This window comes from Proteus vulgaris (assembly GCF_016647575.1).
GTDB classification, from domain to species: Bacteria; Pseudomonadota; Gammaproteobacteria; order Enterobacterales; family Enterobacteriaceae; genus Proteus; species Proteus mirabilis_B.
Genome location: NZ_CP032663.1, coordinates 3,912,385 through 3,927,914, shown reverse-complemented (window position 1 = coordinate 3,927,914; position 15,530 = coordinate 3,912,385). Strand labels below are relative to the sequence as shown.

The 15,530-nt window shown below is 40.6% G+C and carries 14 protein-coding genes; 12 read left to right on the top strand and 2 right to left on the bottom strand.

All coding sequences use genetic code 11. The features are described from left to right. Nucleotides 1–65: 65 nt before the first annotated feature. Complete coding sequence (locus D7029_RS17960; protein ID WP_194951433.1) at nt 66–1,571, bottom strand: vWA domain-containing protein; 1,506 nt, start codon at nt 1,569–1,571, stop codon at nt 66–68. Nucleotides 1,572–1,983: 412 nt separating this feature from the next. Here D7029_RS17960 and D7029_RS17955 point away from each other — a divergent pair, with 412 nt between their 5' ends. From D7029_RS17955 to D7029_RS17930, 6 genes are all read left to right on the top strand, one after another. Then, nucleotides 1,984–2,769, top strand: coding sequence for a class I SAM-dependent methyltransferase (locus tag D7029_RS17955; protein ID WP_088494284.1), 786 nt, complete (start codon nt 1,984–1,986; stop codon nt 2,767–2,769). An 11-nt stretch (nt 2,770–2,780) separates the two neighbouring features. Further along, entirely contained in the window at nt 2,781–4,355 is a 1,575-nt protein-coding gene (gene nikA / locus D7029_RS17950; RefSeq protein WP_194951432.1) for a nickel ABC transporter substrate-binding protein, read from the top strand. Nucleotides 4,356–4,426: 71 nt separating this feature from the next. Beyond that, the gene (opp1B, locus tag D7029_RS17945; RefSeq protein ID WP_194951431.1) at nt 4,427–5,353 is read left to right on the top strand and encodes a nickel/cobalt ABC transporter permease; all 927 of its coding nucleotides are present in this window, start codon (nt 4,427–4,429) and stop codon (nt 5,351–5,353) included. Between the two features lie 2 nt (nt 5,354–5,355). Then, a complete protein-coding gene (gene opp1C, locus D7029_RS17940) occupies nt 5,356–6,225 on the top strand; it encodes a nickel/cobalt ABC transporter permease (protein WP_088494287.1) in 870 nt (289 codons plus the stop codon). Beyond that, on the top strand, nt 6,203–7,018 hold the full coding sequence (locus D7029_RS17935) for an ABC transporter ATP-binding protein (protein WP_194951430.1): 816 nt from the start codon (nt 6,203–6,205) through the stop codon (nt 7,016–7,018). The genes opp1C and D7029_RS17935 overlap by 23 nt, the downstream gene beginning before the upstream one ends. Nucleotides 7,019–7,039: 21 nt before the next feature. Continuing rightward, complete coding sequence (locus D7029_RS17930; RefSeq protein WP_194951429.1) at nt 7,040–7,792, top strand: ABC transporter ATP-binding protein; 753 nt, start codon at nt 7,040–7,042, stop codon at nt 7,790–7,792. 51 nt (nt 7,793–7,843) lie between these two features. Here the strand turns inward: D7029_RS17930 and D7029_RS17925 are convergent, their stop codons facing one another. Next, nucleotides 7,844–8,272 carry a hypothetical protein gene (locus D7029_RS17925; RefSeq protein WP_194951428.1) on the bottom strand — a complete coding sequence of 143 codons (429 nt, stop codon included), beginning with the start codon at nt 8,270–8,272 and terminating at the stop codon, nt 7,844–7,846. 439 nt (nt 8,273–8,711) lie between these two features. Here D7029_RS17925 and D7029_RS17920 point away from each other — a divergent pair, with 439 nt between their 5' ends. The 6 genes from D7029_RS17920 (at nt 8,712) to D7029_RS17895 (ending at nt 15,528) form a co-directional block, all read left to right on the top strand. Then, nucleotides 8,712–10,298, top strand: a complete 1,587-nt coding sequence (locus tag D7029_RS17920; RefSeq protein WP_088494291.1) for an FGGY-family carbohydrate kinase — start codon at nt 8,712–8,714, stop codon at nt 10,296–10,298. A 50-nt stretch (nt 10,299–10,348) separates the two neighbouring features. Further along, nucleotides 10,349–11,995, top strand: coding sequence for a signal transduction protein (locus tag D7029_RS17915; RefSeq protein WP_194951427.1), 1,647 nt, complete (start codon nt 10,349–10,351; stop codon nt 11,993–11,995). Nucleotides 11,996–12,005: 10 nt separating this feature from the next. Next, nucleotides 12,006–12,935 carry a dihydrodipicolinate synthase family protein gene (locus tag D7029_RS17910; protein WP_036914337.1) on the top strand — a complete coding sequence of 310 codons (930 nt, stop codon included), beginning with the start codon at nt 12,006–12,008 and terminating at the stop codon, nt 12,933–12,935. Nucleotides 12,936–12,957: 22 nt separating this feature from the next. Next, nucleotides 12,958–14,010, top strand: coding sequence for a sialidase family protein (locus D7029_RS17905; RefSeq protein WP_088494293.1), 1,053 nt, complete (start codon nt 12,958–12,960; stop codon nt 14,008–14,010). Between the two features lie 20 nt (nt 14,011–14,030). Continuing rightward, a complete protein-coding gene (locus tag D7029_RS17900) occupies nt 14,031–15,005 on the top strand; it encodes a tripartite tricarboxylate transporter substrate binding protein (RefSeq protein ID WP_228766714.1) in 975 nt (324 codons plus the stop codon). A gap of 61 nt (nt 15,006–15,066) precedes the next feature. Further along, nucleotides 15,067–15,528 carry a tripartite tricarboxylate transporter TctB family protein gene (locus D7029_RS17895; RefSeq protein WP_194951425.1) on the top strand — a complete coding sequence of 154 codons (462 nt, stop codon included), beginning with the start codon at nt 15,067–15,069 and terminating at the stop codon, nt 15,526–15,528. Nucleotides 15,529–15,530 lie beyond the last annotated feature (2 nt).

Below are 15,530 nucleotides of genomic sequence, written 5' to 3'. Positions count from 1 at the left end.
GAAAAATTCACCCTCAATATGAAATCAAAGAGGGTGAATTAAATATTAGAAACAGTAATCAATCATTATTTACAGTTCTTTGGAATATAATCTTCAATCGCTTTTCGAGTCATTAAAGTAACTTCATTAGCATTACGCGCCGTGAAGACTTTACCACCAGTGGCACTTGCCACACAGTTACCTGCGCCCGTGCCTAAAATATCAACTACATTAATGACGGCGCGGGGATGAGCTCGTTTTAACGTTCTGGCCGCTGCGCATGGGTCTTGATCGCAAGATTCTAAACCATCTGATAACAAGACAATAATAGTGTCACGATTATTACTTTTGATCAGAGAGCCTGCTCGTTGGATAGATTCGGCTAATGGTGTACCGCTATCAGGTTCAATACGTTTAATGTAGTTAAGCAATTTTGAGCGCTCATTGCCACCATAAGCCGGACTGGATTTCACTACACCGCAGTCTGATGCCACAACGGTGGTGATCTTCATATCTGAAGGAATGCTATTAATAATTTTTGTCGCTGCATTTCTTGCTACGGTGATACGACGAGGTTCGGCATCATAGCCCGCGAAGAGTTTTCCGGTGCTTGAGATAAAGTCTAAATCGTCTTCCGTTAAACTCATACTCAATGCCATTGAACCTGAAGCATCAAAGATAATAATCACTTGAGGTGCTAACTCTGCTGGACGTTCAGCTGGGCACATTTGCTTAATTTTGCTGGCTAAGCGATTTTCACAAGTCGCATTTGCTGTTTTCTCCGTCACACCCGCTTTTTTCAATTCATCTTGCACACAAGCTTCTAGTGGCGTGAGTTTTTTCACTGGTACAGGCTTAGGCACTGGAGCCGGTTCAGGTACAGGTTCAGGGATAGGCTCAGGTACAGGCTCTGGAACGGGTTCAGGAACAGGTTCTGGCTCAGGGATAGGTTCTGGTTTTGGCGGTATGACAACAGCTGGTTTCTCTTCAACCACAGGAGGAACCACTTTCGGATCAAAACAGCCTTTTAGCCAAGATGCCAGTAAGACCAAAAACAGCAAGAATAACAGCAGTAATAACCAACGTAGCCAGCGATTACGTGTTTTGGCGGGCACATCGGCGAGTGCGGCACCCGCAGCAGCTGCACTTGCACCTGCGGTAACTTGCGCAATAGGGGGGGGCAATGGTGTTGTGCGTGGCCACCATGTAATCACGGGTTGCCCATTAATAATATAGACACTTTCGCTATCAGGTAGCGTTGATGCTGTATCTAAAAGATGGCGCTCTTCATCCGTAATTCTATTTTGCGATGCTAATAGCGCCGTTTGCGTTTTAATATCGTTAAGGCGTTCATCTAAAATACGTCTTATTTCTTGCTGTTCTTGTCCTTGTAACGACGTTAAAGCGACAGGATTACCAGAAACCGGAGAATACCACTCAACAACGTCATCCGATTTTTTCTCTGGAGTCGCAAATAGAGAACGGTACTTAGTCGGAAAGTGTTGAGTTAGCAATTGAAGTAATTGCTGTTGATGCGTTAAGGCAAAATCGGCGCGGGTAATATCAGCCGTTAATCGTGAGATTCGATTCATATTTTAGAGAGCCTTATGTGACGGCTATATTCGTTTAAAGAAAGAAATTTAAGATAACAATATTATTGACTATAACGGTTTTATAAAAAAGGTGAAATTAAAGCGCTCACTTTTTTAATATAAGACAAAATTAATTTTTATTTCTAAATTCGCTCAATTTATTTCTCTATTTTAACAGGGGAAATAATCCATTTGCTTATTTATCGTCACGCCCATTAGGATGGTGTATTTATGTTAAAGCGGGAGATCGCAAATTGGCAGATCTTCCTTATTGAGTACTGGTGAATATTGATATAGCACATAGAGCATCTTGGGGTTACAAGGTATGTTACCCACACTAAAAAATAGCCAAATCATTCGCTTTTAGGGGAATTTATTCCTCTCTTTACGTTGATATAACAGCAGGTTTCTGATGACAAATAAAATAAATAATAACCAATTACTTAATGATGTAACTCGCTACTGGAATATCAGAGCTGAAAGTTATAGTGAGTCGAATCAACAGGAATTGCTGAGCGAGAAACAACAGAAATGGCGTCATCTGTTATTGGGGCATACCAAAGTAGGTGAAACCTTAAAAGTGCTTGATATTGGAACGGGACCTGGTTTTTTTGCCATTTTATTAGCGTTATCAGGTCATGAGGTGACGGCAATTGATGCAACGGAAGGTATGTTGCTGGAAGCCAAACAAAATGCGCAAACGCATAAGGCAAATATTCAATTTGTTCGCGGTGATGTACACCAACTGCCTTTTGCCAGCGAACAATTCGATTTAGTGGTCAGTCGTAACGTGACATGGAATTTAAAAGCACCTCAAAAAGCGTATTCGGAGTGGTTTCGAGTATTAAAACCAGGTGGCAGTTTAATTAATTTCGATGCTAACTGGTATTTACATCTCTTTGATGAAAGCTACTGGCAAGGTTTTGTGGCGGATAGAGAACGTTCAATTGAAAAACAAGTTGAAGATCACTACGTCAATACAGATACCAAAGAGATGGAGCGAATTGCTCGCCAATTACCATTAAGTCAAATTAAGCGTCCGCAATGGGATATTAATACCTTGTTAGAAGTCGGTTTTAGTCGATATATGATAGATACTCGTATTGGTGATTTCGTGTGGAACGAAGAAGAAAAAATTAATTATGGTTCAACACCGATGTTTATGATCCACGCACAAAAACAAAGAATAGATGATTAAAGGAGAATAACGTGAAGCCCTTACTTTCAGTGTTCCCAACACTATTATTAACACTTGCATGTGCTTTTCCTGCATTAGCAGACAAAAGTAATAATATGTTGGATTATGCCAGCACAAAAGATATTCGTGATATTAACCCGCATCTCTATTCTGGTGAGATGGCGGCTCAAAACATGGTATTTGAATCCCTTGTATTAAATACCGAAAAAGGCGTTGCACCTTATTTAGCAGAGCGTTGGGATATCTCTCCCGATGGAAAGAGCTACACTTTCTTTTTACGCCATGATGTGACATTTAGTGATGGCGAACCCTTTAATGCTAAAGCAGTAAAACTAAACATTGAAGCAGTACTAGACAACTATGAACGTCATGCGTGGTTAGAGTTAGTTCGTCAGATTGATAGCGTTGAAATTGTTGATGAATTCACGGTTAAATTAAATCTAAAAAACCCTTACTACCCAACCTTAACGGAATTAGGTTTAACTCGCCCTTTCCGCTTTATTTCGCCGAATTCTTTTATTAATGGCAAAACTAAAACCGGTGTTGCGAACTATGTGGGCACAGGACCTTGGGTATTAACTGAGCATAAAAAAGATCAATATGCTGAGTTTAAAGTTAACCCAAATTATTGGGGAGAAAAACCAGTACTAAATGGCGTGATGTGGCGAGTGATCCCCGATAGACAAACTATGTTACTTTCTCTGCAAAAAGGGGATATTCAGCTTATTTTTGGCGCAGATGGCGACATGTTAGATATGGATTCATTTGAAGCTCTGATGGCGTCAGATAAATTCAAAACGGAAATGAGTGCGCCGATCGCGTCTCGAGCTATTGTGCTTAATAGTAGCCGAGCAATGACATCTAGCCAAAAAGTACGCCAAGCATTGCAATATGCGGTTGATAAAGAAGGGATTGCCCAAGGTATTTTAGCGGGAAGTGAAAAAGTCGCTGATACTTTAATGGCGCGCAGCGTACCTTACTGTGATTTTGCTTCCCCAACCTATATTTATCGTCCAACAAAAGCGATTGATCTATTAGAGTCTGAAGGCTGGGTATTACCAAAAGGTAAGACTATCCGTGAGAAGCAAGGCGAGAAATTACAGCTATTGCTCTCTTATAATGTGAATAATGCTGTTGAGAAAGAGATAGCTGAACTTATTCAAGATGACTTTAAAAAAATTGGTGTCGGCTTAACGATTTTAGGTGAAGAGAAACAAGCCTATTTAGATAGACAAAAAAATGGTGATTTCGATTTACAATATTCGCTCTCATGGGGAACACCTTACGATCCGGCTTCTTTTGTTTCCTCATTTAGAATACCTGCTCACGCGGATTATCAAGGGCAAAAAGGATTGGCGAATAAAGCCCAATTGGATGCAATGATTGGCGAGTTATTAATTACACCTAATGAAGCGCGTCGTCAGGAATTATATAAAACCTTGTTTACCTCATTAGCAGAGCAAGCAGTTTATATTCCATTAACTTATTCACGTACTAAGGCTATCCATCGTAGTGAATTAGAAAATGTGGGCTTTAATCCATCTCAATATGAAATACCGTTTGAAAAGATGCGCTTTAAGCCTTAATTAATGCATCAATGAGATTAACCAAAATAAGTGTGGCTCGTAATATCAACGTGCCACACTGATCAAACCTTATGCTACGTTATATATTCTGGAGAGTGCTGGCTATCTTCCCACTGGCACTGATGATTTCATTTATTGCCTTTATTCTGTTGGAGTTAGCCCCATCTGATCCTGCGGAAGTCGCGTTACGCGTCAATGAAATAGTACCAACGCCCGAAGCTATTGAAGGGATGCGCCATGAGTTAGGGTTAGATAAGCCTTTTTTCACGCGTTACTTTTTATGGTTAATGTCAGGCTTACAATTCGATTTTGGTACTTCTTTTCTTACAAGAACGCCTGTTATTCAAGAGATGCTAAGGGCATTACCACCAACACTTTGGTTAGCCTCAACAGCGCTATTCTTTACGATTATTCTGGCATTACCTTTAGCATTATGGTGCGTGGCTAAACCTCAAAGTTTTACGGATAAATGCATCCGTTTTATTGTGTTTGTTTTAACGGCAATTCCTAATTACTGGTTAGGGTTGCTCTTAATTTGGGGCGTCGCGGTTTATTTAGATTGGCTGCCTGTCAGCGGGATGTTATCGCCACAGTCTGTTATTTTGCCCGCATTAGCACTCTCTTTAGGATATATCGGCACTTATTTACGATTATTACGCGGTGCGATGCTAAATCAATGGCATCAGCCTTATGTCTTTTATGCCAAAGCGCGTGGATTACCCGATAACCTTATTTTACGTCGTCATATTTTACGTAATTCGTTGTATTCCAGTTTAACGGCATTGGGAATGAGCATTCCGAAGCTTATTGCTGGTACGGTGGTGATTGAAAATATTTTTGCTTGGCCGGGAATAGGGCGACTATGTATCAGCGCTATATTTGGTCGTGATTATCCGATGATACAAGCCTATATTTTATTGATGTCACTGTTATTTCTCTTTTTTAACTTTCTGATGGACGTCATTCAAATGATGACTGATCCACGGTTAAGGAGATAATGATGTGGCAACTGTTTTGGCAACGACTTGCAAAAGATAAAAGCGCACAACTGTGCTTATTGGTGATTATGATTGTGGTTATCGCAGGAATATTCGCCCCTTGGTTGGCACCGCATGATCCCACATTAACCTCGATACGTTTGAAATTTAAGCCAATGAGTTTTGATTATCCGTTAGGTACGGATAATTTAGGACGCTGTATCTTTTCAAGATTATTGTTTGGTGTAAGAACAACGGTATTTTATGCCTTATTAGCCATGAGTGTGACATTAATAATTGGTTGGTTAATGGGAATGTTAGCCGGATTTTTTCATGGCAAGACAGATACATTAATTATGCGGTTATGTGATGTGGTTTTGTCATTTCCAGCAGAAATTATGATCTTGGCGCTAGTGGGAATAATGGGACCGGGTATTGGTAATATCTTAATTGCCGTTATTTTAGTGAAATGGGCATGGTATGCCAGAATGATCAGAGGGGTTGTTCGCCAATATTCTCATCGTAATTACATTGCATATGCACAGGTAATTGGTGCGCCGTCTAGTCATATTTTACGGCGACATCTATTACCGGTCACTTTCGCTGAAACTATTGTCTTAGCATCAACAGATATTGGTAGTGTTATCTTAATGATATCAGCTCTCTCCTTTTTAGGGTTAGGTGTACAGCCACCCACGCCAGAATGGGGAAATATGCTTAGTGAAGCAAAAAATGTCATGGTATTACACCCAGAGCAAATGTTACCCGCAGGGATTGCCATTACCCTTGTTGTCACCGCATTTAATTTTTGGGGTGATTTTTTACGTGATGTGTTTGATCCCGATAATCGTCAGTCAGTAGGAGAAAAGCATGAACAACTTACTGACGCTTGAGCATGTTTCTATTTTTCATCAAGAAAGTGGAAAAAAGCTGATTGATGATATTTCTTTTTCGATAAAACAAGGACGTACATTAGCGATTGTCGGAGAAAGCGGTAGTGGCAAAAGTTTGATGAGTAAAGCCATTATGGGGTTGCTACCTGAACAATTAGCAATGTCAGGAGAGATTTTTTTTGAAGGAAAGAAAATCAGCCATGAAGCACTTTCTCAACGTCGAGCTTTATTAGGAACATCTTTAGGTGTGATTGTGCAAAACGGCATGAGTGCCTTTGATCCCCTGATGAGAATAGGAAAGCAATTTTGCCAAACTTTAATCTACCATTTTTCCTATTCTAAAAAGCAAGCCATAGAAGAAACTCAGTCGGCATTATCTCATGTTTTTCCTTATCAATTTCAATCTATTATGCAGGCGTTTCCTCATCAATTAAGTGGCGGGCAACTACAACGTGTGATGATTGCGATTGCACTTGCTTTATCACCGAAGCTATTAATTGCTGATGAACCGACAACGGCGCTTGATGCACCACTTCGCCAAGATATTTTAAAATTGCTTCATCATGTCGTTACAACGCATCATTCAACACTGATTTTTATTTCTCATGACTTAGGGCTAGTTAATGAAATTGCCGACGATATATTAGTCATGCAAAGAGGTAAAATGGTTGAATGTGGCGATAAAACAACCGTTTTATCGCATCCAACACAAGAATATACGCGTTATTTAATTAATGCACGCCGACAGCTTTCATTACGCTTCGAGCAATTGATTAATAAAAAAATAGATTAATATCATCATAAAAGAGGGTTTATGTTATTAAACGTTGAGAATATTAGTAAGTTTTATACTCAAAAAAATAACACACTATTTGGTGAAAAAGTGAAGGTTATTGACTCACTCTCTTTTAATATTAATTCAAGTGAAGCCTTTGGTTTAGTGGGTGAAAGTGGCAGTGGAAAAAGCACGTTAGCGCGTTTAATTTGTGGATTAGAATTACCTGACAGTGGCGCAATCTCTTTAAATAATAAGCCCGTTACAAAACGACTTCATCGCCAAGGTATAATTAGTATTGTTTTTCAAGATTATATGACTTCCGTTAATCCGACATTAACGGTGGGCGAAATTATTGCTGAGCCGATTAAAATCATTAATCCAAGTATTAGCCATCAAGCATTGAAAACACTTATTTTTGCTTTTTTAGATAAAGTAGAATTACCTAAAAGTTGCTATACACGTTATATATTTGAACTTTCTGGCGGGCAGGCTCAAAGAGTCTGTTTATGTCGTGCATTAGCGTCTTATCCAAAACTTATTGTATTAGATGAAGCGCTTAGCTCCTTAGATATTCCCACGCAAGTTCAAATATTAGATTTATTAAAACAGTTAAAAGAAGAGTTTACACTCTCTTATCTTTTTATTAGTCATGATATTCAAACGGTGGCTTATTTCTGCGATAAAGTGATGTTTTTTTTACAAGGCAGGAATATTGAATTGTGTGAGATAAATAATTTAGGCAATGTTTCTCATGATTATTCTAAAAAGCTTATTCAATCTGTTATTTAATCAACAAACAGCAATGTCTTTAAGCATTACTGCTTGTTGAATTTAATCTATTTAGAGATTATTCATTAAGTGTTCTTGAACTGCTTTTGCATCATTTGAGGCATTGAAATCGATACCAAAATTCAGCGTGCCTTCTTTGAGTTCAATACTACGCGGTGTTGCTTTAGAACAGGTAATATTCTGTATTTTTTCTTTTACTGTTTCTTGTGCTATTTTCGAGCTATCACAAGTATTAATAACGCCTTTTAACCCTTCGCTACAATAACTATCAACACCTATTGTTTTTAAATCCTCAGCAGTAAATGCAGACCAATCAAAAGCAACTTTTATATTGGCATCACAGCTTTTATTTAAATCGACAACACGAGACTGAATATTCTCTTCGAATTTTTGTTGTAATTCTCTTTCAGCTAATGTCGCTGAAAAAGTAGAAGAGGAAATAAGTAGCAGAGAAAGACTAATAGCAATATTTTTCAACATAATAAATGCTCCAAAAAAGAATATATAAATTTAAGTTAACTCATTAAAAATAAAGTAATAGCGCGTTATAGCAATAGGAATATTATTGTTTTTCTTTATTTCATTATTTTTTGAATAATATCTCTTATTATTAGTGAGATATCTTTTAATAAAATCGTATTTATTGTCGAGATATTAACATTTCAATAAGTGCTTTTACTTATCTTATTAATTAAATGTTCGTTAGTTTCATAACGAACATAATCGATTCAGTACATCATTTAAATAACCCACAAAGCCAAATAAATAAATTATCATTAAAATCATGCAATTATGTTATCTATGTAGATCTGCATCACAAACTAATCTTATTGTGATTGTTTTTTCGTCATGCTCGAATTAACTTGCTAACTCGAAGTAGCAAAAATTAGCATAGCGTTAGCAAATGATGAGGGTTCGCATGGAACAACAATATTTTATTGGCGTTGATGTTGGCTCAGCCAGTGTCCGTGCAGCGGTATTTGATAGCAATGGAAAGCGTTTGGGCTTTTCTGTTCGCCCTATTGCGCAGTTCCGCCCAAAAACGGATTTCGTTGAGCAATCGTCTACCGATATTTGGCAGCAGGTTTGCACTACCGTAAAAGAGTCGGTGGCGTTATCTGCTATTGATCCTATCCATGTGAAATCTATTGGTTTTGATGCCACCTGTTCTTTGGTTGCTGTGGATAAGGACGGTAAAGGGCTTTCTGTTTCACCAAGCGGTAAAGCTGAGCAAGATATCATCATGTGGATGGATCACCGTGCTGTACAAGAAACAGTCACTATCAATCTGACCAATGATCCTTCATTGCGATATGTTGGCGGTGAAGTGAGTATCGAAATGGAATTGCCAAAAATTCTGTGGTTAAAAAATCATTACCCAGAGCGTTATGAAAATGTATGGCGATTCTTTGATTTAGCTGACTTTTTAGTATGGAAAGCAACATCAGGGGATGTCGCAAGTACTTGTACATTAACCTGTAAATGGAACTATTTAGCACATCAGGGACAATTTAGTGAGAGTTTGTTAGCCGATGTAGGTTTGGATGAATTATTAGAAAAAGTACCACAAACCATCCTTGCGTTAGGTGAACAAGCAGGTTGTTTAGATGAATCAGTTGCCAATGCGTTTGGCTTGCACACGGGTGTAATTGTTGCTTCAGGCATTATTGACGCTCATGCGGGTGGCTTGGCATTAACAGCATCACAACCTGAAGGGAGTTTGGCAATTATCAGTGGCACGTCTAACTGCCACATGATTGTGAGCCAATATCCCATTATGGTACCCGGTGTTTGGGGACCTTATTTTGGCGCGATGTTACCCGAATTATGGCTAAACGAAGGCGGTCAAAGTGCTGCTGGTGCGTTAGTTGAATGGTCTATCCGCCGTCATGAATCATGGGCTGAATTAGAGCAAGAAGCGAATGAAAAAGGCGTTAACTACTATGCCTTATTAAACGAAGCCGTCGCTGAATTGGAAGAGAATGAACAATACCCAACAGCACAGTTTCATGTTTTAGCTGACCATCATGGCAATCGTTCTCCGCGCGCAAACCCTGCCGCCAAAGGCATGGTAAGCGGATTAACGCTGGAAAGTGGTCGAGTTGCATTGGCTCGTTATTATCTCGCGACACTGCAATCTATTGCTTACGGTACACGCCATATTATCGACACGCTTGAAGATGCTGGACATCAAATTAATCGTATCGTGATGTGTGGTGGTGCAACGAAAAATCCATTATGGCTACGCGAATATGCCAATGCGACAGGTCGTGAAATTCATTTAGCACAAGAAGAAGATGCAGTGAATTTAGGGGCTGCATTATTAGGTGCAGTGGCATGTAAAGCCTTTGATGATTTCTCTAAAGCTGCCAGTGCAATGGTGCGAGAAGGTGGCATTATCACTCCAGATAGCGACACGTTTGCCTTCCATCAGGCCAAATATCAAGTTTATTTGCAGATGTATCAAGATCAGCAGCGTTATAACGAAATGATGTCGGATTGTTGACCACTAATTTTTCCGATTATGAACCGAGTTTACCTTACCAGGGATATCTTATGTTGAACTTAAATCTACCAAAATTACCGACAACCATCACAGCAGGTCAGAAAGAGATCCTGATGGTCACCAACGCAGACTTACGCGAGCCTGCAAACGTAACGTGCTGGCCTGTACAGAAAAAATTTGAAGATAAATTGGCTGCAGCATTAGACGCTCAAGGTTACAAAATGAAGCGTGCTCATGAAATTAATGAAGCTCGCGGTCATGGTTTTATCAGCAGTCAGCGTGAAGGTTGCGATATGTTTGCCGCAATCGATCCTGATGCACCGGTTATTGTGTTATTAACCGCATGGCAATATTCACACCATATTGCCTCTTCATTAGCACATCATCGTGGCCCTATTTTACTGCTGGCTAACTTTGATGGTACATGGCCGGGTCTGGTGGGCATGTTGTGTTTAGCGGGTACGATGACCAGTTTAGGTAAAAATTATTCACGTTTATGGTCAGAAGAGTTTGATGATGAATTCTTTGTAGATGGCTTAGCAACTTGGTTGAAATATGGTTATGTAAATCATAAGCTTAGCTATCTTACAGATATTGCGCCAACACACAGGGTAATGGCGACAGAAGCTGGCGAAGTGGGTCGTAAAGTCGGCGAATACATAATTAAAAATAAAGAAATAATCGGTTTGTTCGATACATTCTGTATGGGAATGATTAACGGGGTCTTCCCACAACAGGCAATGATCAATATTGGTATGCCAATTGAATCCCTTTCTCAATCTGCGTTACTGGTCGAAATGGCAAAAGTACCGACAGAATTAAGAGAGGCATGTTTACAGTGGTACGAAGATAACGGGATGACGTTTATGTTTGGTCAAGATGACAAAACTGAACTCACTCGTGAACAAGTGATGGAGCAGTGCGCCATGATGATTGCAATGGCGCGTTTCGTAAAACGTTTTGGTCTAACAGCGGTGGGTGTGCAATATCAGCAGGGCTTAAAAGATTGTTGCCCAGCGTCTGACTTTGCTGAAGGTGCGATTGGTTCAACCGCGCGTTTCCCACTGCCAGATGAAAACGGCGAGATTATCTGCCCTAACACGCCAATTCCTTGTATCAACGAAGTGGATATGGGTACGGCTATTCCTCAAACGATGTTATGGCGTTTATTAACATCATTAGGATTACCTGCTGAAACCACACTACATGACATTCGTTGGGGTAGTGAGTATGAAGGAACATTCTACTGGGATATGGAAATTTCAGGCTCTGTTCCTTTTGAACACCTTAAAGGTGGCCTAAAAGGCGCAACAGGTTATCGTCAGCCTCCGATGTTCTTCCCTAAAGGGGGTTCAACTATCGCAGGTCAAGGCAAAGCAGGGCGCTTATTATGGGGCCGTGCACACTATGAAGGTACTGATGTGATTATGCATATTGGTACAGGTGTGGCTGTGGAGTTACCTGAAGCAGAATTTGAACGTCGCCGTAAAGCAACTAACTACGAATGGCCATTATTAAACTGTACGTTAGATGGCGTAACTCGTGATGACCTTATGGCGGGACATCAAAGTAACCACATTACTGTGGCTTATGTTGATGAAGATAAATTGGCGTTTGTGCTAAAAGCATTTGTTGCTCAAGCACTGACTCAAGGTATCCAAGTGAAAGTGGCAGGTGATGCCATTAACTTACTGTAAGGAATTGATGATGAGTCAGCAAAAATACGTCGGTGTTTGGCCTGTTATGCTAACCCCTTTTGATGCCAAAGGGGAGATTGATTGGGCGTCATTAGAGCGCCTTGTAGACTGGTATATTGATTCTGGTGTACACGGACTCTTTGCCGCCTGCCAATCAAGCGAAATGTTTTATTTAAGTGATGAGGAAACTCAAGCACTCACCCGTTTTATCGTTGAAAAAGCAGATGGAAGAGTACCTGTAGTTGCTTCTGGTCATACTGCAACAGCATTAAGTCAGCAAAAAGAACAATTGCAGGCAATGGCTGGCACAGGCGTCGATGGCGTCATTATGATCAGTAATCGCTTGGCTCTAGTCGGGGAGTCGGATGATAAAGCGCTGGAAACACTGCAAGTCTTAACCAATGTGGTACCAAAAGAGATTGATTTGGGTATCTATGAATGCCCTTATCCTTACAAACGTTTGTTATCTGAGGAAATTGTAGAGTGGTGCGCACAAAGTAATCGCTTTACCTTTATCAAAGATACGTGCTGTTCTCTTCCGATGATAGAACGTCGTTTGGCATTATCAAAAGGGACTCGCTTGCATCTTGCAAACGCCAACAGTCAAACGCTATTAGCTTCATTCCAAGCAGGATGTCAGGCATATAGCGGTGTAATGGCAAACTTCCATCCAGAGCTTTATGTTTGGCTTTATGAGAATTGGAAGGATAAACCAGAGCAGGCTGCGGTGTTAGCAGATTATTTATCAACAGCAGCGATGACCGAAACACTGGATTATCCAGCATGCGCTAAATATCATCAGCGCCTGATTGGTAACTTCAGCACACTGGTCTGCCGTTCCCGTAACAGCAGTCAGTTTGAAAACTCATTTTTCCCTTCTGCCGTCAATAGCATGACTGCATTGGGTGAGAATATGAAGAAGTGGCTTTCGTTAGATTAATTTAGGACACAGGAGTAGGAATATGCCTTTCGTGATGAAGGAAACCCAGTTTGTGCTTGATAATGCACATTCACTTTTTAATCACTGCCATGCTTCAACGATTGTGCGTGTGCCTAACTCTGAGCGTTTGTTAACCGCTTTTTTTGCTGGCGATAAAGAAGGTAGCGGTAATACCGCTATCTGGCTGGTAATGAAAGAGGGTGATCATTGGCAACACGCTCAACCTGTTGTTAAAAATCCGGGTGTTGCGCACTGGAATCCAGTTTTACATGTTGACCCATCAACAGGTAATATCTGGCTGTTTTATAAAACGGGTCCCGATGTACATAGTTGGACGACCCAATACGTTATCTCGAAGGATGGCGGAAATAGCTGGAGTTTACCGAGTGAATTGGTTTCTGGTGATGTAGCACCTAGAGGTCCTGTGAAAAATAAAGTGTTAGTGATGTCGAATGGCGAGTGGTTGGCACCGGGATCGGTTGAGGATGACCAATTCTGGGATGCGTTTGTCGATATTTCGAGTGACAACGGTCAACACTGGTTGCGAGTAGATATTCCAATTGAACATCATAAAGGTGAACAAGCGGAACATGAAATCTGGCAGGGTTTAAAGGACGATGCCTTATGGGAGACTGATCTACAACGCGTTTTTCAATGGGATGGCGTGATACAGCCAACACTATGGGAATCCCGGCCTGGGCATGTGCATGCCATGATGCGGAGTACGCGCGGTACTATTTATCGTAGCGATTCAACGGATTATGGGCGCAGTTGGTGTCCAGCTTATGCAACAATATTACCAAATAATAATAGCGGCATTGATGTCGTCTCCTTCGCAGATGGTCAACTGGCATTGGTGTATAACCCGAATTCAGGTAACTGGAGTCGTCGTTATCCAATCTCTGTTAGTCTTTCATCCGATAATGGCAGTACTTGGTCTGAACCATTCGATTTACTCGATGGGGAAGGCGAATTTTCATATCCAGCTATTATTGCTGAAAACAATACCCTACACGTGACCTTTACTTGGAATCGAAAAAACATTGTTTATCAGCAGTTAATGGCTACTCAATAAAAATGTGGAGAAAGGGTTTTATGAAAAAGAGTCTACTCGCAGCGTTGGCGATTACGATGACACTGGGCATGGGGAACGCAGTTGCCCAACAGTTAACGTATCCTACAAAAAATATTGATGTTGTCATCCCGAAAAACCCGGGCGGTGGTACTGATACTTCAGCACGTACTATCATTGAATTTGCAAAAGATGTCATGCCAGCGGGACGTATTTTCGTTCCTGTGAATAAGCCAGCTGGTAATGGTTTAACTGGTCTGATTGAAGTTGCTAATGCGCGTCCAGATGGCACGAAATTAGTGATGACAACCGTTGAACTTGCGATGTTCCCACACCAAGGAAAATCACCAGTTACTTATAAAGACTTCACCCCAATCGCAACAACTATCGCTGATCCAGTCGTGTTAGTTGTTAATGCAGAATCACCTTATACCACGTTACAAGAGTTTATCGATGGCGCGAAAGCGAATCCGGGTAAACTGAAAGTGGGTAACTCAGGTATGGGTGCTATTTATCACTTAGCTGGCGTTAATATCGAACGTACCACTGGCGCTAAATTTAACCATATCCCTTACAACGAAGGTACAGGCCCTTCAATCGCTGCTTTAGTGGGTAACCACATCGATGGCGTCTTAACCACTCCGGGTGCCGTTAAATCTCAAGTTGATGCCGGTATTCTACGTGTTCTTGGTGTAATGGATGAGCGTCGTTTCCCATTATTCCCAGCAGTACCTACTTTCAAAGAAGCATTAAAATTAGACACTAACGTGAAAATGCGTGCTTGGGCAGTATTAGCAACAACCGCTAATGTGCCTGATAACGTGAAGAAAGAGTTAGTTGATGCATTCTCTGAAGTAGTTCAAAAACCTGGATACCAAGAAGCACTGAAAAAACAAGGTATTATGCCTGTATTTATCACTGGTGACGATGCTTACCAAATGATGAAAGAAGACCACGAGATGTATGCTGAGTTAATTTCAGCAACCCTGAAAAAATAACTTTTCTAATATTATAAACCACCCTACCTGTTATGGCAGGTAGGGTCGGGGAGATCCCGACATGACAAAAATCAATACAATCATCGGTGCGATTTCAGTGGCTTTCGGGGCACTAATTATCTATCTCTCCCGTGATATGAGCATGTTTGATGATTATGGTGTGCCTGGGGAGCGTTTTTGGCCTTATGGTCTTGCCATCTTATTTATTTTACTGGGGATTTTTCAATGGATTAGTATTGTGGTTGATAAAATCAAACACGTACATAAGTCTGTTGACCTGAGTTCTACCGCAGTTAAACGCGCTTATGGTTTAGGCATCTTTATGTTGGTCTATGCCGCAGGTCTGCACTTTTTTGGCTTTATTATTCCGTCACTGCTTCTTATCCCGGTCATTATGTGGCTGATGAATGAAAGAAAACCTATCGCACTGGTTATTATTCCGGTTGTAATGGTTGCCGCCGTTTATGTCTTCTTTGACATTATCTTTAATTCACCTCTGCCAACCTCCGTCTTTTTTGAGTAAGC